This is a genomic window from Herbaspirillum sp. GW821-FHT09A12 (assembly GCF_059418325.1).
In genome coordinates, this window is record NZ_JBWKPR010000001.1 from 985,887 (window position 1) to 1,007,415 (window position 21,529).

22 protein-coding genes are annotated in these 21,529 nt (G+C 65.2%); 13 read left to right on the top strand and 9 right to left on the bottom strand.

Annotation, left to right across the window (positions count from 1 at the left end):
* Positions 1-7 precede the first annotated feature (7 nt).
* On the bottom strand, positions 8-448 hold the full coding sequence (locus AC07N6_RS04425; protein WP_494781285.1) for a MaoC family dehydratase: 441 nt from the start codon (positions 446-448) through the stop codon (positions 8-10).
* A gap of 117 nt (positions 449-565) precedes the next feature.
* Here AC07N6_RS04425 and AC07N6_RS04430 point away from each other — a divergent pair, with 117 nt between their 5' ends.
* Complete coding sequence (locus AC07N6_RS04430; protein ID WP_494781102.1) at positions 566-1,219, top strand: winged helix-turn-helix transcriptional regulator; 654 nt, start codon at positions 566-568, stop codon at positions 1,217-1,219.
* A gap of 52 nt (positions 1,220-1,271) precedes the next feature.
* Positions 1,272-2,174 carry a LysR family transcriptional regulator gene (locus AC07N6_RS04435; RefSeq protein WP_494781103.1) on the top strand — a complete coding sequence of 301 codons (903 nt, stop codon included), beginning with the start codon at positions 1,272-1,274 and terminating at the stop codon, positions 2,172-2,174.
* 10 nt (positions 2,175-2,184) lie between these two features.
* Here AC07N6_RS04435 and pcaD read toward each other — a convergent pair whose 3' ends face one another.
* The 5 genes from pcaD to AC07N6_RS04460 all read right to left on the bottom strand — a co-directional run bounded on the left by pcaD (position 2,185) and on the right by AC07N6_RS04460 (position 6,533).
* Positions 2,185-2,973 carry a 3-oxoadipate enol-lactonase gene (gene pcaD / locus AC07N6_RS04440; protein WP_494781104.1) on the bottom strand — a complete coding sequence of 263 codons (789 nt, stop codon included), beginning with the start codon at positions 2,971-2,973 and terminating at the stop codon, positions 2,185-2,187.
* Between the two features lie 18 nt (positions 2,974-2,991).
* On the bottom strand, positions 2,992-3,903 hold the full coding sequence (gene catA / locus AC07N6_RS04445; RefSeq protein WP_494781105.1) for a catechol 1,2-dioxygenase: 912 nt from the start codon (positions 3,901-3,903) through the stop codon (positions 2,992-2,994).
* 79 nt (positions 3,904-3,982) lie between these two features.
* Positions 3,983-4,273, bottom strand: coding sequence for a muconolactone Delta-isomerase (catC, locus tag AC07N6_RS04450; protein WP_494781106.1), 291 nt, complete (start codon positions 4,271-4,273; stop codon positions 3,983-3,985).
* A 43-nt stretch (positions 4,274-4,316) separates the two neighbouring features.
* Positions 4,317-5,462, bottom strand: coding sequence for a muconate/chloromuconate family cycloisomerase (locus AC07N6_RS04455; RefSeq protein ID WP_494781107.1), 1,146 nt, complete (start codon positions 5,460-5,462; stop codon positions 4,317-4,319).
* A 117-nt stretch (positions 5,463-5,579) separates the two neighbouring features.
* Positions 5,580-6,533: a LysR family transcriptional regulator gene (locus AC07N6_RS04460; protein ID WP_494781108.1), complete on the bottom strand. Its 954-nt coding sequence runs from the start codon at positions 6,531-6,533 to the stop codon at positions 5,580-5,582.
* 315 nt (positions 6,534-6,848) lie between these two features.
* On the opposite strand from AC07N6_RS04460, the gene AC07N6_RS04465 reads away from it, so the two are divergent.
* A complete protein-coding gene (locus tag AC07N6_RS04465) occupies positions 6,849-7,355 on the top strand; it encodes a flavin reductase (RefSeq protein WP_494781109.1) in 507 nt (168 codons plus the stop codon).
* A 7-nt stretch (positions 7,356-7,362) separates the two neighbouring features.
* Here AC07N6_RS04465 and AC07N6_RS04470 read toward each other — a convergent pair whose 3' ends face one another.
* Positions 7,363-8,229, bottom strand: coding sequence for an IclR family transcriptional regulator domain-containing protein (locus tag AC07N6_RS04470; protein ID WP_494781110.1), 867 nt, complete (start codon positions 8,227-8,229; stop codon positions 7,363-7,365).
* 308 nt (positions 8,230-8,537) lie between these two features.
* On the opposite strand from AC07N6_RS04470, the gene AC07N6_RS04475 reads away from it, so the two are divergent.
* The 5 genes from AC07N6_RS04475 to AC07N6_RS04495 all read left to right on the top strand — a co-directional run bounded on the left by AC07N6_RS04475 (position 8,538) and on the right by AC07N6_RS04495 (position 13,110).
* The gene (locus AC07N6_RS04475) at positions 8,538-9,218 is read left to right on the top strand and encodes a 3-oxoacid CoA-transferase subunit A (protein ID WP_494781111.1); all 681 of its coding nucleotides are present in this window, start codon (positions 8,538-8,540) and stop codon (positions 9,216-9,218) included.
* Entirely contained in the window at positions 9,215-9,853 is a 639-nt protein-coding gene (locus AC07N6_RS04480; RefSeq protein ID WP_494781112.1) for a CoA transferase subunit B, read from the top strand. The genes AC07N6_RS04475 and AC07N6_RS04480 overlap by 4 nt, the downstream gene beginning before the upstream one ends.
* Before the next feature lie 9 nt (positions 9,854-9,862).
* Entirely contained in the window at positions 9,863-11,065 is a 1,203-nt protein-coding gene (gene pcaF / locus AC07N6_RS04485; RefSeq protein WP_494781113.1) for a 3-oxoadipyl-CoA thiolase, read from the top strand.
* Positions 11,066-11,304: 239 nt separating this feature from the next.
* Positions 11,305-11,742: a MarR family winged helix-turn-helix transcriptional regulator gene (locus AC07N6_RS04490; protein ID WP_494781114.1), complete on the top strand. Its 438-nt coding sequence runs from the start codon at positions 11,305-11,307 to the stop codon at positions 11,740-11,742.
* 75 nt (positions 11,743-11,817) lie between these two features.
* Positions 11,818-13,110 carry an MFS transporter gene (locus AC07N6_RS04495; protein WP_494781115.1) on the top strand — a complete coding sequence of 431 codons (1,293 nt, stop codon included), beginning with the start codon at positions 11,818-11,820 and terminating at the stop codon, positions 13,108-13,110.
* A gap of 104 nt (positions 13,111-13,214) precedes the next feature.
* Here the strand turns inward: AC07N6_RS04495 and dkgB are convergent, their stop codons facing one another.
* Complete coding sequence (dkgB, locus tag AC07N6_RS04500; RefSeq protein ID WP_494781116.1) at positions 13,215-14,024, bottom strand: 2,5-didehydrogluconate reductase DkgB; 810 nt, start codon at positions 14,022-14,024, stop codon at positions 13,215-13,217.
* 243 nt (positions 14,025-14,267) lie between these two features.
* Between dkgB and AC07N6_RS04505 the strand changes: the two genes are divergently transcribed.
* From AC07N6_RS04505 to AC07N6_RS04525, 5 genes are all read left to right on the top strand, one after another.
* The gene (locus AC07N6_RS04505; RefSeq protein WP_494781117.1) at positions 14,268-15,365 is read left to right on the top strand and encodes a LacI family DNA-binding transcriptional regulator; all 1,098 of its coding nucleotides are present in this window, start codon (positions 14,268-14,270) and stop codon (positions 15,363-15,365) included.
* 163 nt (positions 15,366-15,528) lie between these two features.
* Positions 15,529-16,650 carry a sterol desaturase family protein gene (locus AC07N6_RS04510; RefSeq protein WP_494781118.1) on the top strand — a complete coding sequence of 374 codons (1,122 nt, stop codon included), beginning with the start codon at positions 15,529-15,531 and terminating at the stop codon, positions 16,648-16,650.
* Between the two features lie 296 nt (positions 16,651-16,946).
* Positions 16,947-18,302, top strand: a complete 1,356-nt coding sequence (gene gudD / locus AC07N6_RS04515) for a glucarate dehydratase (RefSeq protein WP_494781119.1) — start codon at positions 16,947-16,949, stop codon at positions 18,300-18,302.
* Positions 18,303-18,536: 234 nt separating this feature from the next.
* Positions 18,537-19,898 carry an MFS transporter gene (locus AC07N6_RS04520; protein ID WP_494781120.1) on the top strand — a complete coding sequence of 454 codons (1,362 nt, stop codon included), beginning with the start codon at positions 18,537-18,539 and terminating at the stop codon, positions 19,896-19,898.
* A 296-nt stretch (positions 19,899-20,194) separates the two neighbouring features.
* Complete coding sequence (locus AC07N6_RS04525) at positions 20,195-21,118, top strand: rhodanese-like domain-containing protein (RefSeq protein WP_494781121.1); 924 nt, start codon at positions 20,195-20,197, stop codon at positions 21,116-21,118.
* Here AC07N6_RS04525 and AC07N6_RS04530 read toward each other — a convergent pair.
* Positions 21,100-21,486 (bottom strand): OsmC family protein, encoded by a 387-nt coding sequence (locus AC07N6_RS04530; protein ID WP_494781122.1) that lies wholly within the window; start codon positions 21,484-21,486, stop codon positions 21,100-21,102. The genes AC07N6_RS04525 and AC07N6_RS04530 overlap by 19 nt on opposite strands.
* Positions 21,487-21,529: the final 43 nt, after the last annotated feature.

Sequence of the window (21,529 nt, forward strand, 5' to 3'; positions counted from 1 at the left end):
CGGCCGCTTATTGCGGCCGGCGCGGCGCCAGCAGGTTGCCGGTCATCACCAGCACCGCCTGGTCGTGCTGGTTGTAGGTGGTCACGCGGTGATAGAGGAAGCCCTGCAGCGGCTTGGACTGAGAAAGTTTGATGCCCAGCACCTCCGCTTCCAGCCGCAGCACGTCGCCCGGCCGGGTCGGGCGCGGCCAGCGGAATTCCTCGAAACCGGCGCCGATCAGGCCGCCGTGGATGGGCAGCGTATCGACCAGCATGCGCATGGTCAGCCCGGCGGTATGCCAGCCGCTGGCGGCCAGGCCGCGGAAGAAGGACTGTTGCGCGGCAGTCTCGTCCAGGTGGAACGGCTGGGGATCGAATTGCCCGGCGAATTGCTTGATGGCATCGGCCGTCACGGCCACCCCGCCCGGATGGCGGAAAACCTGCCCCACCTCGAAGTCTTCAAGGAACATCGGCTCTTTCACGGCGTCTCCCGTTTGGATTGAGATATACTTCCATTATCATTGCAAAATGATAGTAACTGATGATAGCGGAAAAGACAGCGGAAAAAACGCCGCCAAGGAGCCGATATGGAACGCAAGAGTTTTGGCAACATGCAATGCCCGGTGGCGCGCACGCTCGAGCGCGTGGGCGAATGGTGGAGCATCCTGATCCTGCGCGACGCGCTGCAGGGGCTGACCCGCTTCGACCAGTTCCAGAAGAGCCTGGACATCGCGCCCAACATGCTCACGCGCCGGCTGCATACCCTGGTCGAGGCCGGCATGCTGGAACGCCGCCAGTACAGCGACCGCCCGCCGCGCTTCGAATATGTGCTGACCGACCTCGGCCGCGATTTCCGCTCCATCATCATTGCGCTCAATGCCTGGGGCAACAAGCATTTCGCGCCGGAAGGCCCGAGCGTGATGCTGGTCGACGCCAAGACCGGCAAGCAGGTCGACCTGGCGCTGGTGGACCGCAACAGCGGCCGTGAAATCAATGCGCGCGACTACGCCATCGTGTCCGGCCCGCAGGCCGACGAGGCCACGCGCGAGCGCCTGGAATCGATCGCGCGCCGCCGCGAGGCCGCCAACGAGGCGCGCCTGCAGGAGGGGGCGGCCGACGACGGGCCGAAGGGCAAGGTCAAGAAAGCGCAGAAGGCGGCCAAGCCTGAAGACCGGGATGGCCAGCCGGCCAAGGCCAAAGCGTCGACCAAGAAACCGGGCAAGGCGGCCAAGCGCGCCTGAGGCGCCTGCCCCCCCCCGACGCCCCTGACGCCGTTCCCCTCATGGAGCAGATTTGGAACTCCGCCATCTCCGATACTTCAACGCCGTCGCCGGCACGCTGAGTTTCAGCCGTGCCGCCGAACTGCTGCACATCGCCCAACCCCCCTTGAGCCGCCAGATCCGCCAGCTCGAAGAGATGCTTGGCGCCGAACTGATCGACCGCGAGTCCCGCCCCATTGCGCTGACCATGGCCGGCAAGTTCTTCTACGAACAGACCGTGCAGTTGCTGGCGCGGCTGGAGCAGATCGAGGAGGGCACGCGGCGCATCGCCGCCGGCGCCAACCTGTGGTTCAACGTCGGCTTCGTGCCTTCGGCCATGTATGGCTTGCTGCCTGAACTGATCAAGCGTTTCCGCGCCAGCCAGCCCGAGATCGAAGTGGGCTTCTCGGAACTGGTGACGATGGAGCAGGTGGAGGCGCTGAAATCCGGCCGCATCGATGTCGGGTTCGGCCGCCTGCCGATCAGCGATCCGGATATCGCCTGCGAGACGCTGGTGGCCGAACCGCTGATGGCGGTGTTCCCGCTGGGCCATGCGCTGTTGAAGAAGAGCAGCGTGAGCCTGGCGCAACTGGCCGGCGAAAAGTTCATCCTCTATCCGGCGCGCCCGCGCCCCAGCTATGCCGACCAGGTGCTGGATATCTTCGCCGCGCGCGGCTTGCGGCCGCATATCGTCAAGGAAGCCAACGAAATGCAGACCGCCATCGGCCTGGTGGCCGCGGGCGTCGGCGTGGCGCTGGTGCCGGCGTCGGTCAAAGGCCTGCACCGTACCGACGTGGTGTATCGGCCGCTGTCGAACAAGGGCGTGGTCTCGCCGGTGATCATGAACTACCGCGCCAGCGACCGCTCGATGCTGCTCGACCAGTTGCGCGGGATGGCCGAACGCATCGTGCAGGAGCACATGCCGCCGGCAAGCTGAACCCGGAAGGTCAGCCGATGAAAGCGGCCAGTGCTTCGGTAAAGGCTTGCGGCGCTTCGATATTGGAGAGGTGCGAGGCCGGCAGTTCGGCATAGGCCGATCCGGCGATGCGCTGGCGCAGGAACTGCGCGTCGGCCACCGTGGTCACCGGATCGTCGCGGCCGGCGACGATGAGCGTGGGCAGCGCGATCGACGCCACGGCATCGCGCAGGTCGGCCGCCGCCAGCGCGCGGCAGCAAGCGGCGTAACCGTTGGCCGAGGAGGCCGCCAGTTCAGCCGTCATGGCGGCCACCAGCGCCGGCGAGCGTTCCACAAAGCCGGACGTGAACCAGCGGCCGGCGGCGCCGCCGGCCACGCCGCCCAGTCCCTCGTCAGCGACCAGTTTGGCCCGCGCGTGCCAGCCGTCCGCGCTGCCGATGCGCGCCGCGCTGTTGGCCACCGTCAGGCTCAGCAGGCGATCACCGGCATGCGCGCCCAGCCACAGGCCGGTGATGCCGCCCATGGAAATGCCGCAGAAGTGCGCGCGTTCGATATCGAGGCGATCCAGCAGCGCCAGCACATCTTGCCCCAGTTGTTCCAGCGTGAAGGCGCTGGCGGCCGTCAGCCCGGCCACGGCGCTGCTGCCGCCGTGGCCGCGCGTGTCGTAGCGCAGTACGCGGAACCTGCCGCGCAGCGCAGCGGCCTGGGCTTGCCACATCGACAGGCTGGTGCCCAGCGAATTGGACAGCACCAGCACTGGCGCGTCCCGGGGGCCTTCCAGCGTGTAGTGCAACGGGAGCGGATGCGCGGTGGTCTGCATGGCGGGCCTGGTTCCGGTTCAGACCGTGAAGTGGTCGCGTTCGACTTCGGCCTTGGGCAACTGATCCTGCTCCCGGTGCAGCACGAAGTCGAAGTCGATCGAATAGAACGGGCCATCCAGCTCGTTGCGGCGGATCGCCGCTTCATCGGTCACTTGCTTGAGCGCGGGCACCAGGCCGTCGCGCGTGGCAAAGGCGAAATCATCCCACAGGAAGGGATCGCCTTCGATGTTGATCTGCGTGGTCAGCTTGCGAAAGCCCGGCGCGCTGACGAAGAAGTGGATGTGCGCCGGGCGCGTGCCGTGGCGGCCCAGCAATTTCATCAACTGGTCGGTGGAGCCGCCCGGCGGCACGCTGTAGCCGACCGGCACGCGCGAGCGGAAGCGGTAGCGGCCTTCGGCATCGGTGCGGATGCTGCGGCGCAGGTTGAACGGCGACTGGGTCTGGTCGAAGAAGGAATAGCCGCCCAGGTGGTTGGCATGCCAGACTTCCACCAGCGAGTGGGCCAGCGGCTGGCCTTGCATGTCGCGCACCTGGCCTTGCATGAACAGCACTTCGCCCGGTTGCGGATCCTGGTCCAGGCGCGCAAAGGCCTTTTCTTCCGGCGCGCCGGCCACGTACAGCGGGCCTTCGATGGTGCGCGGGGTGCCGCCGTCAACGCCGGCGCGGGCTTCGGCCTCATCCATGCGCAGGTCGAGGAAATGCTCCAGGCCCAGGCCGGCGGCGATCAGGCCGTATTCGCCGTTGCGGCCGGCGGCGGTCAGATAATGCATGGCAGCCCAAAACTCTTCAGGCTGGACGTCAAAGTCTTCAATCGTGTGGAACAGGTCATGCACGATGCGGTTAACAATCTGTTGAACGCGGCTGGCTTCCTGGCCGGAATCGGCTCCCTGGATCTTGCGCAGTACGGCGTCGATGGCTTGCTTGTCCATGTTGGTCTCACTCTCTCTTTTATGGTCTTGATGATGGCAGGGCGTGACATGGCGTCACGGGCTCAATATTGGCGGACGCTTATCGGTCGTCTTGGTGGATGGAAGACGGGTGGCGGCACAGCGCTTCCACTTCGATCTTCATGTAGGGGAACAGCGGCAGGCCGGTCAGCAGATCGTGCAGCTCGGTAGCGCCGCTGACGTCGAAGATGCTGATGTTGGCATAGCGGCCGGCCACGCGCCACAGGTGGCGCCACTTGCCGGAACGCTGCAGGCTTTGCGCCAGTTCGCGTTCGGCCAGCTTGAGCGCGTCCGATGTTTCCTTGGGCATGGTGTGCGGCAGTTGCACATCCATTGTGACTTTGAACAGCATGGGGTCTCCTTTTTATCGATGGCGCCGGATGGCGTTGCCTGCGTCAGCGCCGGTTGTCGCGGCGCAGGTGGTTGATGCGGTCTTCGTCGAGCGTGATGCCCAGGCCGGGGCCGCTCGGCAGCGCCAGCGCGAAGTCGCGATAGGCCAGCGGCTCGGTGAGGATTTCTTCGGTCAGCAGCAGCGGCCCGAACAGTTCGGTGCCCCAGGCCAGGTTGGCGAAGCCGGCGAACAACTGGGCCGAGGCCATGGTGCCCACCGCGCCTTCGAGCATGGTGCCGCCATACAGCTCGACATTGGCGGCGCCGGCGATGGCGGCCACCTGCTGCGCGCCGGACAAGCCCGCGGACTGGTTGATCTTGACGGCGAACACGTCGGCCGCGCCGTGGTGCGCCATGTTGTAGGCATCGGCCGGGCCATGCAGCGCTTCGTCGGCCATCAGCGCCACGCGGTTTTTCCGGCGCAGGCGCGCCATGCCTTCGACATTGGCGGCGACGATGGGTTGTTCGACCAGGTCGCAGCCGGCGTCTTCCAGCAGGCGCATGCCCAGCATGGCGTCGGTCTCGCTCCAGGCCTGGTTCACATCCACCCGCACGCTGGCGCGCTCGCCCATGGCGCGCTTGATGGCGGCCACGTGGGCGGCGTCTTCGCGCACGCTGCGCGCGCCGATCTTGAGCTTGAAGATATTGTGGCGGCGTTGCGCCAGCATCTTTTCCGCCTCTTCGATGTCGCGCGCCGTATCGCCCGACGCCAGGGTCCAGGCGATCGGCAGCGCGTCGCGCACGCGGCCGCCGAACAGGCTGGAGAGCGGCACGCCGAGGCGGCGGGCCTGGGCGTCGCACAGCGCGGTCTCGATGGCGCATTTGGCGAAGCGGTTGCCTTGCACGTGCCGCTCGAGCGACTGCATGCGCGCGGCGACCTGGGTGGCGTCGCCGCCTTTGAGCAGCGGCGCCATGTAGGTATCGATGTTGACCTTGATGCTTTCCGGGCTTTCCTCGCCATAGGCCAGGCCGCCGATGGTGGTGGCTTCGCCCAGGCCGACGACGCCGTCGTTGCCGGTGATGCGCACCAGCACCAGGGTCTGGCGGTACATGGTGGCCATGGACAGCTTATGGGGACGGATGGTCGGCACATCCAGCAGGATGACCTCGACGTGTTCGATGGCGACGGGAGTAGTGGAATGGGTGGTCATGGTGTTCTCGACAGGTTTTCCCGATCATAGAAACAAGCCCGCCCGCTTGTCCAAGACCGTTTGGGATGGGCTCCATACCTTGTGGGTATAAGAACCTGCCCAAGGCGTCGATCCGATTCAGCCCGCGGCCAGCCGGGGCGCTGCCTGCGGGCGTTTTTCGTCCTCGCCGAACATCTCGATGAGCACCGAGCGCAGCCATGCGATGCCGGAGTCGGAGGCGAAGCGGGTATGCGTGTAGAGGCGCACCGGAATGCGCGGCATCTCCAGCGGGAGCGCCCGCAGTACGCTGTCATGCTCGAGGTTGAGCCGCTCGGCGATGCTGCGCGGCAGGATCAGCGCCAGGTCGGTCTTGCAGACGATCTGCGGCGCCACCGTGAAGTGCGGGATGCGCAGCGCGATGTCGCGCCGGATGCCGGCCTTGCGGAACACATCCTCGGCCAGCGCGTGGCCGGTGGTATTGGTGGCGGTGAACACGTAGCGCAGCGCCTTCAGGTCTTCCATCGTGAGTTGCCGGTCCGCCAGCGGGTGGCCGCGGCGCAGCATGCAGATGTATTCGTCGTACAGCACGGTCTGGCTGACGCAGTCGTCGGACAGGCCCGGCAGGTAGCCGAAGGCGAGGTCGACGTCGCCGTTGCGCATGGCCGCGCTCAGCGCATCGATGGGCATCTGCTGCACTTCGAAGGAAATGTGCGGGGCCGACACCGACAGCGCTTCCATCAATTGCGGCAGCACATGCGACGAGGACATGTCCGACATCACCAGGCGGAAGCTGCGGGTGGCGGTGGCCGGATCGAAATGGGCATGGTTTTGCAGCGCATCATGGATGATCGACAGCGCGTTGGCGATCGGCGCATGCAGGCGCATGGCGGCATCGGTGGGCACCATGGCGGCAGGGGTGCGCACGAACAGCGGATCGTCGAAGATCTCGCGCAGGCGGCGCAGCGCATGGCTCACCGCCGGCTGCGTCAGGTGCAGGCGCTCGGCGGCGCCGGTCAGGCTGCGCACTTCCCAGATGGCGATAAAGGTCTTGAGCAGGTTCAGGTCGACCGTCGCGATATTCATTTGTTTCATGAAGGACATTCCAGACAATCATTTGACTGCGAAATAGCGGACGGCCTATCGTTGATCCATGTCGCGGAACGGGCGATGGCGGCTGAAGCTGGTCGTCCTCGTGCAGGCACAAGCAATGTATGTGCCCAATGTCTCCCGTTTTGTATTTGATTTTTTGCTGGCGCGGATAAGCGCCGCTTATGCGGTTCGTGCAGCTTCATTTGCCATCGGGCACGGGCCCCGATGCGCTTTTTTATCTTACCCAAGTTCGCGGGTTTGTGAAGGCATTGTGTTGGCCGTTTTCATTGTTGTTCATTTTCCTTCTTGCTCCTGATCATGCAAAACGAATTCAGAAACGCCATGGCGCGCCTGTCGGCCGCCGTCAACATCGTCACCACCGACGGCCCGCATGGGCGCGCCGCGATGACCGTCAGCGCCGTCAGTTCGGTGAGCGACAATCCGCCCACCTTGCTGGTCTGCATCAATACCAAGAGCGCGGCGCAACCCATCTTTTCCGGAAACGGCCGCTTATGCGTCAATGTGCTGGCCGGACAGCATGAGGAGCTGGCGCGCCAGATCGCCGGCATGACGGGCCTGTCGCCGCAGCAGCGGATGGCGCAGGCGCACTGGCTGGCCGGCGGCTACGGGCAGCCGACCCTGGCCGATGCGCTGGCCGTGCTGGAAGGGGATATCGTGCTGGAGCAGCGCGCCGGTTCGCATTGCGTGATGTTCGTCGAACTGCGGCACATCCGCCTGGCCGATGCGCCGCAAGACGGGCTGGCTTACTTCGAACGCCAGTTCCACCGCATCGCCGCGCCGCGCCCGGCGGCGGTTGCGGCCTGAACGATTCTTAGGGCAGCAGGATCGACAATTCCTGCGCGCCGCGCAGCAGCACCGGCAAGAACTCTTCCTCCATCTGGCGACGCGGTATGCGCGCCGCCTGGGCGCCCACATTGAGCGCCGCCAGCACGCTGCCGGATGCGCCGCGCACCGGCACGGCGATGGAGCGCAGGCCGATCTCCAGTTCCTGGTCGTTCACCGCGTAACCGTCGCGGCGGATGCCCGCCAGGATCTCGCGCAGGCGCTTTTGCGAAACCACCGTGTTGTCGGTGAAGGCGCGCAGTTTCACCCGCGCGAAGTAGGCGTCCAATTCATCTTCCGGCATCCAGGCCAGCATCACCCTTCCCAGCGAGGTGCAATACGCCGGCAAGCGGCTGCCGGTGTTGAGCGCCACCGACATCACGCGCGATGTCGCCGAACGCGCCACATACAGCACCTCATCCTCATTCAATACCGCCAGCGAGGATGACTCGCCCAGCGCGCGGGTGATGCCATTGAGGCAGGGCTGGGCGGACACCGTCAGCGGCGTCGAGGACAGGTAGGAGTAACCCAGCGTGAGCGTCTTGGGCCCCAGCGAGAAATAGTTGCCGTCGGCATCGGCGTAGCCAAGCGCCTTCAAGGTATGCAGGCAGCGCCGCACCGCCGCGCGCGGGATGCCGGTGCGCTGGCTGAGCTGGGCGATGGTCATGGCGCGGCGCATGTCGCTGAAGGCGCGGATGACGGCCAGGCCGCGCGCCAGCGAGGTCATGAAATTGGGATCGGCCATGGCATCGATCTGCTCGGCCACAGTCGGTTCCTGCGCTTCTTCCTGCTGGCGGCCTGGCCCGCCGGCGGGCTGTTCCGGGGCGTTCTTCTTGCGGGGGCTGGTTGCTGGCATGGCGTTAAACGATGGTGATGGCGATGCATGACATTAACGCCATGTGCGAAATCCGGCAATACGTTCGTTGATCGAACACTTCTTGCGTCCGATGGATTGACGCTGCACGCCTGCGATCGCTACACTTTTTGTGCGAATAATAAACAGTGTGTGCGGTAATCGCACATCCTGTCATTGCAAATATCGTGAGACAGCCGCCGTCCTGCAGTGCGGAGCGGCCCTTTTTTCCAGCGAGATACAGGCGCGCGGCTCTCCCGCAGCAGCGCCGCGCGCTTGCCCCATCCACCCTTTCACGAAAGAGATGCGCCGTGATAGACAAAACCATCGCTTCACTGGAGCAGGCGGTCGCCGGCATCCATGACGGCGCCACCATCATGATCGGCGGTTTCGGCAATGCCGGCATGCCGTCGGCATTGATCGACGCCCTGATTGCACAGGGCGCACGCGAGCTGACCATCGTCAACAACAACGCCGGCAATGGCGAGACCGGCCTGGCGGCGCTGCTGAAAGCCGGGCGGGTGAAGAAGATCATCTGCTCCTTCCCGCGCCAGGCCGATTCCTACGTGTTCGACGCGCTCTACCACGCCGGCGAGATCGAGCTGGAACTGACCCCGCAGGGCAACCTGGCCGAACGCATCCGCGCCGCCGGCGCCGGCATCGGCGGCTTCTTCAGCCCGACCGGCTACGGCACCATGCTGGCCGCAGGCAAGGAAACGCGCCTGATCGACGGCAAGCACTACGTGCTGGAGTCCCCCATCCATGCCGACTTTGCGCTGATCAAGGCGTTGCGCGGCGACCGCTGGGGCAACCTGGTGTACCGCAAGACTGCCCGAAATTTCGGCCCCATCATGGCCATGGCCGCCAAATGCGCCATCGCGCAGGTGGACCAGATCGTCGAACTCGGCCAGCTCGACCCGGAACACATCGTCACCCCCGGCATCTTCGTGCAGCGGGTGGTGCGCACATCGAACCAGGAGGGCCGGCAATGAACCGTTTTACCCGCGACCAGATGGCTGCCCGCGTGGCGCAGGACATCCCCGAAGGCGCCTACGTCAATCTCGGCATCGGCTTGCCGACCAAGGTCGCCAACTACCTGCCGGCCGACAAGGAAATCTTCCTGCACAGCGAAAACGGCCTGCTCGGCATGGGCCCGGCGCCGGCCGCCGGCGAGGAAGATGAAGACCTGATCAATGCCGGCAAGCAGCCGGTGACGCTGCTGACCGGCGGCGCCTATTTTCACCATGCCGACTCCTTCGCCATGATGCGCGGCGGCCATCTCGACATTTGCGTGCTGGGCGCCTTCCAGGTCTCGGCCGGCGGCGACCTGGCCAACTGGCACACCGGCGCGCCGGATGCGATTCCGGCCGTGGGCGGCGCCATGGACCTGGCCAGCGGCGCCAAGCAGGTATTCGTGATGATGGAGCACCTGACCAAAAGCGGCGCAAGCAAGATCGTCGGGCAGTGCAATTACCCCCTGACCGGCATCGGCTGCGTGAGCCGCATCTATACCGACCTGGCCGTGATCGACGTCACGCCCGAAGGGCTGCGGGTGCGCGAGATGGTCGACGGCCTGTCCTTTGAACAATTGCAGGAAGTGACCGGCGCGCCGTTGCGCCGCGCCTGAAAGGAAGACATGAAAGACGTATTCATCTGCGACGCCATCCGTACCCCCATCGGCCGTTTCGGCGGCGCCCTCAAGGACGTGCGCGCCGACGACCTCGGCGCCGTCCCGCTGCGCGCGCTGATGCAGCGCAATCCGCAAGTCGACTGGAACGCGGTGGACGACGTCATCTTCGGTTGCGCCAACCAGGCCGGCGAAGACAACCGCAACGTGGCGCGCATGTCGTCGCTGCTGGCCGGCCTGCCGCAGGGCGTGCCGGGTTCCACCATCAACCGTTTGTGCGGCTCGGGCATGGATGCGGTGGGCACCGCCGCGCGTGCCATCAAGGCCGGCGAGGCGCAACTGATGATCGCCGGCGGCGTGGAAAGCATGACGCGCGCGCCCTTCGTCATGGGCAAGGCCGAGTCCGCCTTTTCGCGCAGCGCGGCGATCCACGACACCACCATCGGCTGGCGCTTCGTCAATCCGCTGATGAAGGCGCAATACGGCGTGGATGCCATGCCCGAGACCGCCGAGAACGTGGCCGACGACTATCGGGTCAGCCGCGAGGAGCAGGACCGCTTCGCGCTGAATAGCCAGGCCAAGGCGGCCGCGGCGCAGCAGAACGGCACGCTGGCGCAGGAGATCGTAGCGGTGGCGATCGCGCAAAAGAAGGGCGACCCGCTCACCGTCAGCCAGGATGAGCATCCGCGCGCCACCAGCATGGAGACGCTGGCCAAGCTCAAGCCGGTGGTGCGGGCAGACGGCACGGTGACCGCCGGCAACGCCTCGGGCGTCAACGACGGCGCCTGCGCCTTGCTGCTGGCCAGCGCCGAGGCGGTGGAACAATACGGGCTCAAGCCGAAGGCGCGCATCCTCGGCATGGCCACCGCCGGCGTCGCGCCGCGCGTGATGGGCATCGGTCCGGCGCCGGCCACGCAAAAACTGCTCAGGCAACTGGGATTGGGCATCGCGCAGATGGACGTGATCGAACTCAACGAAGCCTTCGCCGCGCAAGGCCTGGCGGTATTGCGCGAACTGGGCGTGGCCGCCGACGACGCCCGCGTCAACCCCAACGGCGGCGCCATCGCGCTGGGCCACCCGCTGGGCATGAGCGGCGCGCGCCTGGTGACGACCGCCACTTACCAGCTGCAGCGCAGCGGCGGGCGTTACGCGTTGTGCACCATGTGCATCGGCGTGGGGCAGGGGATTGCGATGGTGATTGAACGGGTTTGAACCCGGCGTCTTAGGCGCATTGACTTTATGGGGGAGGGCGCTGTTCGTTGCGCTACCCGATCCCTCCCGATCCGGCAGGCTGTCTCTTTTGGAGCGGCCTGTTTTTTATTTCCGCGTACGTCTTGACAGTCCGTGAACACGAAAATATCATGCGCATACATCGATGCATATGCATATATTTAGGCTGTTCGGCACTGCACTGTAGTAGAGCAATGCCGCAAACCGGCAAAGGATTGTTGATGAGCAACGACATCTGTACCTGTTCCCCGCTGCGCCGCCTGACGCGGAAGATCACGGTCATCTACGACCACCATCTGCAGCCCAACCAACTCACCATTACCCAGTATTCGCTGATCAGCCGCATCGGCCGTAGCGGGCCGATCGCCAATATCGGCCTGGCTGCCGACATGGGCATGGATCGCAGCACCCTGAGCCGGGCGCTCAAGCCATTGATCGCCGCGGGCTGGATAGAGACGGTCGACCTGCCGGAAGAGGCGCATCTGGACAAGCGTTCCTTCGCGCTGCAACTGACAGCGGCCGGCCGCAAGAAACTCGATGAGGCGCGCCCCAACTGGCGCCGCGCCCAGGATGAAATCGACCGCCAGCTCGGCCCCAGGCTGGCGGGCGAGCTGAACGAGATGATCAACGACGCCTACGGCAAGCTGCAGGACATCTAGCAGCTTGCGTTCGCCGGGCGACAAACCGATAAAAGACCAAGACAGATTCCGCCAAACCTCCTTCAGAAATACAACATGAACAAGCTCACCCAATCGCTCGCCAACGCCGTCACGCCGCGCTTCCATTACGCCTGGGTCGTGGTCGGCGTGATCTTCCTCGTGCTGCTGTGCTCGGCCGGCATTCGCGCCACGCCCTCGGTCATGATCCTGCCGCTGGAGCAGGAGTTCGGCTGGAACCGTTCCACCATCTCGGTGGTGATCTCGGTCAACATCGCGCTGTACGGCCTGATCGGCCCGTTCTCGGCGGCCGCCATGCAGCGCTTCGGCATCCGCCGCGTGGTGCTGGGCGCGCTGGTGCTGCTGGCCAGCGGCACGGCGCTGTCGACCCTGATGCATATGCCCTGGCACATGCTGCTGTCCTGGGGCTTGCTGGTGGGCGCCGGCACCGGCGTGGCCGCCAATACGCTGGGCGCCACCATCGTCAGCCGCTGGTTCGAAGCGCGGCGCGGTTTCGCCATGGGGTTGCTGACGGCCAGCGCGGCCACCGGGCAGATGGTGTTCCTGCCGCTGATGGCGTCCATGGTGGGCGCTTACGGCTGGCGTTCGGTGGCGTTCCTGGTGTCGGCCGTGGCGCTCCTGGCGATCCCGCTGGTGTGGCTGCTGCTGCCGGAAAGCCCGGCCGCCATCGGCCAGAAGATGGTCGGCCAGACCGCCGACATCGATGAAGCGGCCGCCAGCAAGAAGAACCCGCTGGCGATCGCCTTCGGCGCATTGCGCAGCTCGGTGCGCATGCCCGATTTCTGGCTGCTGTTCTTCAGCTTCTTCGTCTGCGGCCTGTCGACCAACGGTTATATCGGCACCCAGTTCATCGCCATGTGCAACGACTACGGCATCAACGAAGTCGGCGGCGCTTCCATCCTGGCCGCGATGGGGCTGCTGGACCTGGTCGGCACCACGCTCTCGGGCTGGCTGTCGGACCGCTACAATCCGCGCGTGCTGCTGTTCTGGTACTACGGCCTGCGCGGCGTGGCGCTGATTTTCCTGCCTTACGCCTTCGGCCTGCAGTACTACGGCCTGGCCATCTTCGCCATCTTCTACGGCCTGGACTGGATCGCCACCGTGCCGCCCACCGTGCGCCTGGCCAACGACGTCTTCGGCCGCCTGGCTGCCCCCGTGGTGTTCGGCTGGATCGTTGCCGGCCACCAGCTGGGAGCGGCCACCGCCACCACGCTGGCCGGCTACATGCGCGCCACGCTGGGCAACTACACGCTGTCGTCGATCCTGATGGGCACGGCGTGCCTGGTCGGCGCGGTGATGGTGTTGCGCATCAAGGGCCACAAGGCGACGCCGCTGCCGGCTGCGGCATGATGGCCGCATGATTGCCGCATGACCGGCGATCTTGTCGACGCAGAAAAAAACCGGCGCATGCCGGTTTTTTCATTGCGCTGGAGATGTTGTAGTGGGGGCCGGATTCAATCCCACTTCGGCGCGAAATCCGGATTGGCCAGGCGCTCGCCGCGGTCGAGCTTGGCGATGGCATCCATCTCGGCAGCGGACAGCCTGATCTTCACCGCTTCCAGGTTGTCTTGCAGGTTGGCGCGTTTGGTGGAAGAGGGGATCACCGCATGGCCCTGTTGCAGCGACCAGGCCAGTGCTACCTGTGCAGCCGAGACGCCGTGCTTGCCGGCGATCTCCAATAGCGTCGCATCCTGCATCACCTTGCCGTAGGCCAGCGGCATGTAGGCGGTCAGGTGGATGTCGTTGGCGCGGGCAAACTCGACCACCTTGCGGTTTTGCAGGAAGGGGTGGATCTCCACCTGGTTGGTGGCGATGGCATCGGCGCCCACTGCTGCGATGGCTTGCTGCATGTGTGCGATGGTGAAGTTGGAGATGCCGATCAGGCGCGCCAGGCCCTGCTGCTTCGCTTCGGCCAGGGCTTGCATGTATTCGGCCACCGGCAGTGCGTCGTTGGGCGCGGGCCAGTGGATCAGCGCCAGGTCGACCTGTTCCATGCGCAGTTTTTGCAGGCTTTCCTTGAGGCTGGGGATCAGCTGGTCGCGCGCGAGGTGTTCGGTCCACACCTTGGTGGTGACGAACAGGTCGGCGCGTGCGACGCGGCTGTCGGCAATCGCCTGGCCGACTTCGGTTTCGTTGCCGTAGATCTGGGCGGTGTCGATGTGGCGGTAGCCGAGCGCCAGGCCGGTGGTGACCGAATCGATGGCATCCCGGCCCTTGAGGCGGAAGGTGCCGAGGCCGAAGGCGGGGATGGTGTGCTTGCTCATGGAGATCCTTGTTGACTGAGGGCGCGGGGATGACCGTGCCGGATGGTTGGTGCGGCTCGCAGCGGCGAGGCAGGCTGGCAGTATCGCGTATCGTCGTCTTTGCAAAAACCGCGCGGTACGCAAAACATTCTTGAACTGCAATCAAGAATGGAGACAAAGATGGCGACAAAGGCGAGTGTGGCGCCCGGCATCGCCGGCTTGTCCTTTTGGTAACGCTACCAATGGCGATGCTAGAATGCGCGCATGTCACAGAATGTCCCCCCAGCCCACCCCGATCGCCGCGCCGACACGCGCAATGACGACAGTGCCGAGCCGCGCCGCCGCGCCAGCCGCAAGAGCGCCGGCGGCATCACGCTGCGGGACGTGGCGCAATTGGCCGGGGTGGCGCCGATCACGGCCTCGCGCGCGCTGAATACGCCGTCGGCGGTTTCGCCCAAGGTGCTGCAGAAGGTGAAGGACGCGGTCGAGCGCACCGGCTACGTGCCCAATCTGCTGGCCGGGGGACTCGCTTCCAACAAGAGCCGGCTGGTGGCGGTGGTGGTGCCGACGGTGATCGGCCCGGTGTTCCAGGAGATCGTCCACACGCTCACCGAATCGCTGGCCGCGGCCGGTTACCAGGTGATGCTGGGGCAGAGCGGTTATGAGAATTCGCGCGAGGATGCGCTGCTGGAAGCCATCATCGGCCGCCGTCCCGACGGCGTGGTGCTGACCGGCATCATGCGTTCGGCCGAGGCCCGCAAGCGGCTCCTGGCCAGCGGCATTCCGGTGGTCGAGACCTGGGACCTGACGCCGACGCCGATCGACATGCTGGTCGGTTTTTCGCACGATGACATCGGCCGCGAGGTCGCGCGTTACCTGCATGGCGCCGGGCGGCGCGTGGTAGCGGTGGTGGGCGGCAAGGATGAGCGCAGCCAGCGCCGCATGAATGCCTTCGCCCGGGAAGCCGCGGCGCTGGGCATGGTGGCCGGCGCTGCCCCGGTGGCGATGCATCATGTGAGCGCGCCGACCACGCTGGGCCAGGGCCGCAAGGGACTGGCCGATTTGCTGGAGCGCCAGCCTGCCATGGATGCCATCTTCTGCAGCTCCGACTTGCTGGCGCTGGGGGTGATGATCGAAGCCCAGAGCCGCGGCATCCGCATCCCCGAACAACTGGCCGTGGTCGGCTTCGGCGACCTTGAATTCTCGCGCGACCTGCAACCGCAACTGACCACGGTGCGCATCGACGGCACCGGCATCGGCCAGCGCGCGGCGCGCTTCATCATCGACCGCGCCGCCGGCCTCGAGATCGACGAGCCGATTGTCGATGTGGGTTTTTCCATCATCAGGCGGCAGAGCGCCTGAGCGCTGCCGGCGCTTGCGCGGCGCATAGCTGCGATGCAAAAAAAACACTATTGCGGGAGCGTACAGCTGCTTATGCAACAGCGCGCCAGCTACTCCTGCGCCTGATGCTGCTTCGCGGCATAATGGAGGCTTCGCCTGTGTCGCGGCCCGCTATATTCCCTCCATGGAAAAGATCATTGTTTATGTCATCCCCGTCTTCCTGCTGCTGATCGGCGTGGAATTCGCGTATGGCTACGTCCGCCGGCGCAATACCTATCGCCTGGCTGACGCCATCAGCAGCCTCAGCCAGGGCGTGATCAGCCAGCTCGTCGCGCTGGTGACGCAGTTGTTCCAGGTCGGACTGTATGCGATGGCTTACCGGGCCTTCGCGATCTTTCCGGCGGCGCGTTTCTGGCAGGGCGCGCTGGGATGGATTGCCGCCATCCTGCTGTTCGATTTCTTCGACTATTGGCTGCACCGCATGGGCCACGAGAATGCGCTGATGTGGGCGGCGCACTCGGTGCACCACCAGAGCCAGGACTTCAATCTCTCCACCGCGTTGCGCCAGGAGAGCACGGTGGTGTTCATCGGCTGGATCTTCTACCTGCCCATGGCGCTGCTGGGCGTGCCGCCCGAACAGTTCGGCATCGCCGGGCTGGTGGTGCTGGTCTACCAGTTCTGGATTCACACCGAGCACGTCGGCAAGCTGGGCTGGTTCGACCGCGTGTTTTCCTCGCCTTCCAACCATCGTGTGCACCACGCCGTCAACGACCAGTATCTGGACAAGAACTACGGCGGCATGCTGGTGATCTGGGACCGCATGTTCGGCACCTTCGCCGAAGAAAAGGAAGCGGTGGTCTACGGCACCCGCACGCCGCTGCAAAGCTGGGACCCGCTGTGGGCGGTGTGTTCCGGCTACTGGCAACTGGCGCGCAGCGCCGCCCTGATGCCGCGCTGGCGCGATAAGCTGAAAATATGGTTCAAGCCGCCCGGCTGGCGGCCGGCCGGTGTGCCCGATCCCTATCCCCCATTCGACCTGGCGGCGGCGCGCCGGCGTTACGACATCCAGTTGCCGCGTATCGCCAGCGTATTGGCCATGCTGCAGTTCGCATTCTTGCTGGCGGCGGCCGCGGCGCTGCTATGGATCGCCGATGAACAGTCCTACCTGCGCCTGCTGGTGGCCAGCGGCGCCTTGCTGGCGGGGTTCTGGGCACTGGGCGCGTTCATGCAACGTCGCCTGGGCGGGGCACTGGTGCTGGCGATCGATGTGGCGGCCGCCGCCATCGTCGCGTATGCGCTGGCGTGAGTGCCGCCAGGCTTAAGCTGTCTGCTTTTCGCCTGTTGTTCCGTATCGTTTTCCTTCGCCTCAAATTTCTGTCCTGATCTGCCGGGGCGGATTCCATGCATTTTCCTGATGCCTGAAATCAACAGTTGACACCTCAATTTGGTACCGCTACCATCATCGAAAATTAATTTGGTAGCGCTACCAAATATGCTTGAAGGGATGAAGCCGCTCCGCGCCTCAACCCGCTTCATCGGGCAGCGCGCACCAGCACCACAGAGACACGCCGCCGTCGCGGCGCCAACCAGGAGTCAGCCAGCATGAGCAGCACCCAAACCGCACCAGCCGTTCGCGGCGCCCCCAGGATCGTCGACATGCGCGTGGTTCCCGTGGCCGGGCACGACAGCATGCTGCTCAACCTTTCCGGCGCGCACGGGCCGTATTTCACCCGCAACATCGTGATCTTGACCGACAGCGCCGGCCATACCGGCGTGGGCGAGGTGCCGGGCGGCGAAGGCATCCGCCAGACCCTGGACGACGCGCGCACGCTGGTGGTGGGGCAGTCGGTCGGCAATTACCAGGCGGTTTTGAACCGTGCGCGCAGCGCTTTCGCCGACCGCGACAGCGGCGGCCGCGGCCAGCAGACCTTCGACCTGCGTATTGCCATCCATGCGGTGACCGCGCTGGAGGCGGCATTGCTCGACTTGCTCGGCCAGTTCCTGGAAGTGCCGGTGGCGGCGCTGCTGGGCCAGGGCCAGCAACGCGATGAAGTGGAAATGCTGGGTTACCTGTTCTACGTGGCCGACCGCAAGAAGACCGACCTGCCATACCTCTCGGCAGAGGGCGATGCCGACGACTGGATGCGCCTGCGCCATGAAGAGGCGACGACGCCGCAAGCCATCGTCAGGCTGGCCGAAGCCGCTTTCGCGCGCTATGGCTTCAACGATTTCAAGCTCAAGGGCGGCGTCATGCGCGGCGAGGACGAGATCGCCGCCGTGACCGCCTTGGCCGAGCGCTTTCCCGACGCGCGCATCACGCTCGATCCCAACGGCGGCTGGCTGTTGAAGGATGCGATCCGCCTGTGCCGCGACCAGCATCATGTGCTGGCCTATGCCGAAGACCCTTGCGGCGCCGAGAACGGTTATTCAGGACGCGAGGTGATGGCCGAGTTCCGCCGCGCCACCGGCCTGCAGACCGCCACCAACATGGTCGCCACCGACTGGCGCGAGATGGGCCATGCGATCTCGCTGCAGTCGGTCGACATTCCGCTGGCCGACCCGCACTTCTGGACCATGCAGGGCTCGGTACGGGTGGCGCAGATGTGCAATGAGTGGGGGCTGACCTGGGGTTCGCACTCCAACAATCACTTCGACATTTCGCTGGCGATGTTCACCCACGTGGCCGCCGCCGCGCCCGGCAAGATCACCGCCATCGACACCCACTGGATCTGGCAGGACGGCCAGCGCCTGACCCGGCAGCCGCTGCAGATCGCGGGCGGCCGCGTCAAGGTGCCGACCAGGCCGGGCCTGGGCGTGGAAATCGACATGGCGCAGATCGAGGCCGCGCACCAGCTGTACCGCAGCATGGGCCTGGGAGCGCGCAACGACGCGGCGGCCATGCAGTACCTCATCCCGGGCTGGAAGTTCGATAACAAGAAACCTTGCCTGGTGCGCTGAGCACCAGTAATCCGTCATCCCGGCGCAGGCCGGGATCCAGTGGCTTTTGCTAAAACTCAGAGACCGTTGAACGACACTGGATCCTGACTTTCGTCAGGACGACGGAGAAGCAGGCAAGGCCGAGAAATAGAACAGCAGCAAAGCGCAGCAGAAGCACAAGAAAAAGCAAGAGCGCAGGCAAACCGGTTTTTCCATCAACGCGCAATACCGAGTCCTGACAGAGGAGACAAACTCGTGAACACATCCGCAACGCCGGCCGGCGCCCCCGATCCGGCCAACCTCACGCTCACCACGGCGGTCGCCAGGATCAAGTGGCGCATCCTGCCCCTGTTCGTGGTGATGTTCATCGTCAACTACATCGACCGCGTCAATATCGGTTTCGTGCGCAGCCACCTCGCCGCCGATCTCGGCATCGGCGCGGCCGCCTTCGGCCTGGGGGCCGGGCTGTTCTTCGTCGGTTACGCGGTATTCGAGGTGCCGTCCAACATGCTGTTGCAACGCTACGGCGCCAAGGCCTGGCTGACCCGCATCATGTTCACCTGGGGCCTGGTGGCCGCTTGCATGGCGTTTGTGCAGAACGAGAGCAGCTTCTATTTCATGCGCTTCCTGCTTGGCGTGGCCGAGGCCGGTTTCTTCCCGGGCGTGGTGTATTACTTTACGCAATGGCTGCCCAACCATGAGCGCGGCCGTGCGATGGCGGTATTCCTTTCCGGTTCGGCGATCGCTTCCATCCTGTCGGGCCCGATCACCGGCGCCTTGCTGCTGATCCAGGGCGGCGGCCTGCATGGCTGGCAATGGATGTTCCTGATCGAAGGCGGCGCCTCGATGGCGCTGTGCTTCGTGGTGTGGTTCCTGCTCGATTCGACGCCGCGCGACGCCAAATGGCTCACCCCCGAACAGCGCCAGGCGCTGAGCGCCGTGATCGCCGCCGAACAGGAGCAGCGCGCGGCCAGCCGCCCGGCGCATGTCTCGTCCTTCATGCTGCTGCGCGACCCGCAGATCGTGCTGTTCTGTTTCATCTACTTCGCCATCCAGCTGACCATCTATGGCGCCACATTCTGGCTGCCGACCATCATCAAGAAAATGGGGCATTTCAACGACTTCCAGGTCGGCCTGTTCAATTCCATCCCGTGGATCGTCTCGATTGTCGCGATGTACCTGTTCGCGGTGCTGGCCGGGCGCTTCAAGAAGCAGCAATTCTGGGTGGCCCTGACGCTGCTGATCTCGGCGGTCGGGATGGCGATATCGGCCCGCAGCGGCCCGGTGGTCGGCTTCGTGGCGGTGTGCTTTGCCGGCATTGGCTTCAAGGCGGCGTCTTCGCTGTTCTGGCCGATCCCGCAGGGTTATCTCGACGGCCGCATCGCCGCCGCCGTGCTGGCGCTGATCAATTCGCTGGGCAACCTGGGCGGCTTCTTCGCGCCGGCCGCCTTCGGCTACCTGGAACAGAAGACCGGCTCCATCCAGGGCGGCTTGTACGCGCTGTCGATCGCCTCGGTGCTGGCCGCGGTGCTGGTGTTCCTGGCGCGCACCAGGCCGGCGCCGCAGGACGGCAACGGCACCATCGGCGGCAGCCGGGCCTTGCCAAGGCGCGCTTGAAGCAAACGCCATGAGCGGGCGGGCATAGACGCCGGCGGTACAGGTTTTCTCCGAGGTCTTTCCTCGTTCGCGCTCCGCGCGTTCCGCTTCCGGGCGGGCGCCGGGGCGCTTTTCTTTTGCGCCTCCGGCCCCATCTGCGTGTTGTGCCGGCCGTTGAGGCTCGGGAAAATACACGGGCAAATGCACGGGCAATGTGCGGGCCGCAAATCTATAATGGCCTCCTGCGGTTGGCCGTGGCGGACAACCTGGATGTGCTTGCCCGATTGTCATACGGCAAGAATGATGGCGACAATGCAATGGAAACCCTGTACCACCTGATCGAGCAATACGGATTGCTCATCGTCTTTTTCAATGTGCTGGTCGAGCAACTGGGCGCGCCCGTGCCGGCTTATCCCACGCTGATCATTACCGGCGCGCTGGCGCAAAACGGGCAGTATCCGGCGGCCTTGCTGCTGCTGGTGGCGGTGCTTGCGGCACTGATTGCGGATTACTTCTGGTATCTGGCCGGCAGGCGCTATGGCCGCCAGATCATGTCGCGCCTGTGCCGCATTTCGCTGTCCCCGGATTCCTGCGTGCGCCAGACCGAGTCGATCTACCTGCGCTGGGGCGCGCGTTCGCTGCTGGTGGCCAAATTCATCCCCGGCTTTGCCTCGATCGCCAGCGCCTTGTCCGGCACCATGGGCACGCGCCGCTCCAGTTTCCTGCTGTATGACGCCATCGGCAGCGCGCTGTGGGCCGGGCTGGGGATCTTCCTCGGTTCGCTGTTCAGCTCGGCGGTGGACGACCTGCTCAGCGTGCTGGCGCAGCTCGGCCATTACGGCATGCTGCTGATCGGGATTGCGCTGGCAGCCTTCATCGCCAACAAGTGGTGGCAGCGCCGCCGCTTCCGCAAGTCGCTGGAAATGGCGCGCATCTCGGTGCAGGAATTGAACAACATGCTGGAAGAGGGCATTGCGCCCACCATCATCGACGTGCGCTCGCCGCTGTCGCAACAAGATGGAAAGATCCCGGGGGCGGTGACGATCTCCAACCAGGAAATCCAGACCTTCATCTTCGACGGGCCGATCGAAGAGGAGGTGGTGGTGTATTGCGCCTGTCCCAACGAGGCCTCGGCGGCCATGGTGGCGCGCCAGCTGATGCAGCGCGGCTACAAGAAGGTGCGGCCGCTGACCGGCGGCATCGACGCCTGGCGCGCCGCCGGCTACGCGATCGACGTCTGAATCGCGGTGCCCTGGCGGATGGTCTTGGTGACCGGCGTCTTCTCGCAGATTTCCGCCAGGCGGGCCAGTTGTTCCGGCGGCAGCGGCTTGCCGAAGGCGATCTTGCGGCTGATGGTTTCAAGCCCGCTGTCATCGCGGCCGAAATGCGCATCCACCGAAATGCTCCCCAGATCCCAGCCCTTGCGCTCGGCATACATGCGCAGCGTGAGCGAAGTGCATGAGGCCAGCGCCGCCAGCAGCAGTTCGTAAGGCGCCGGGCCGGTATCCTTGCCGCCGTTGCTTTCGGGTTCGTCGGATCTCAACTGATGGGTGCGCGCCTTGATTTCCTGGGCGTAGCCGGCGGCGTTATGCAAGGTGACGTGGGCCATGTCGGTTCTCCGTGGTTGTTCGATAGGTAGGCTGCTTCAGCCG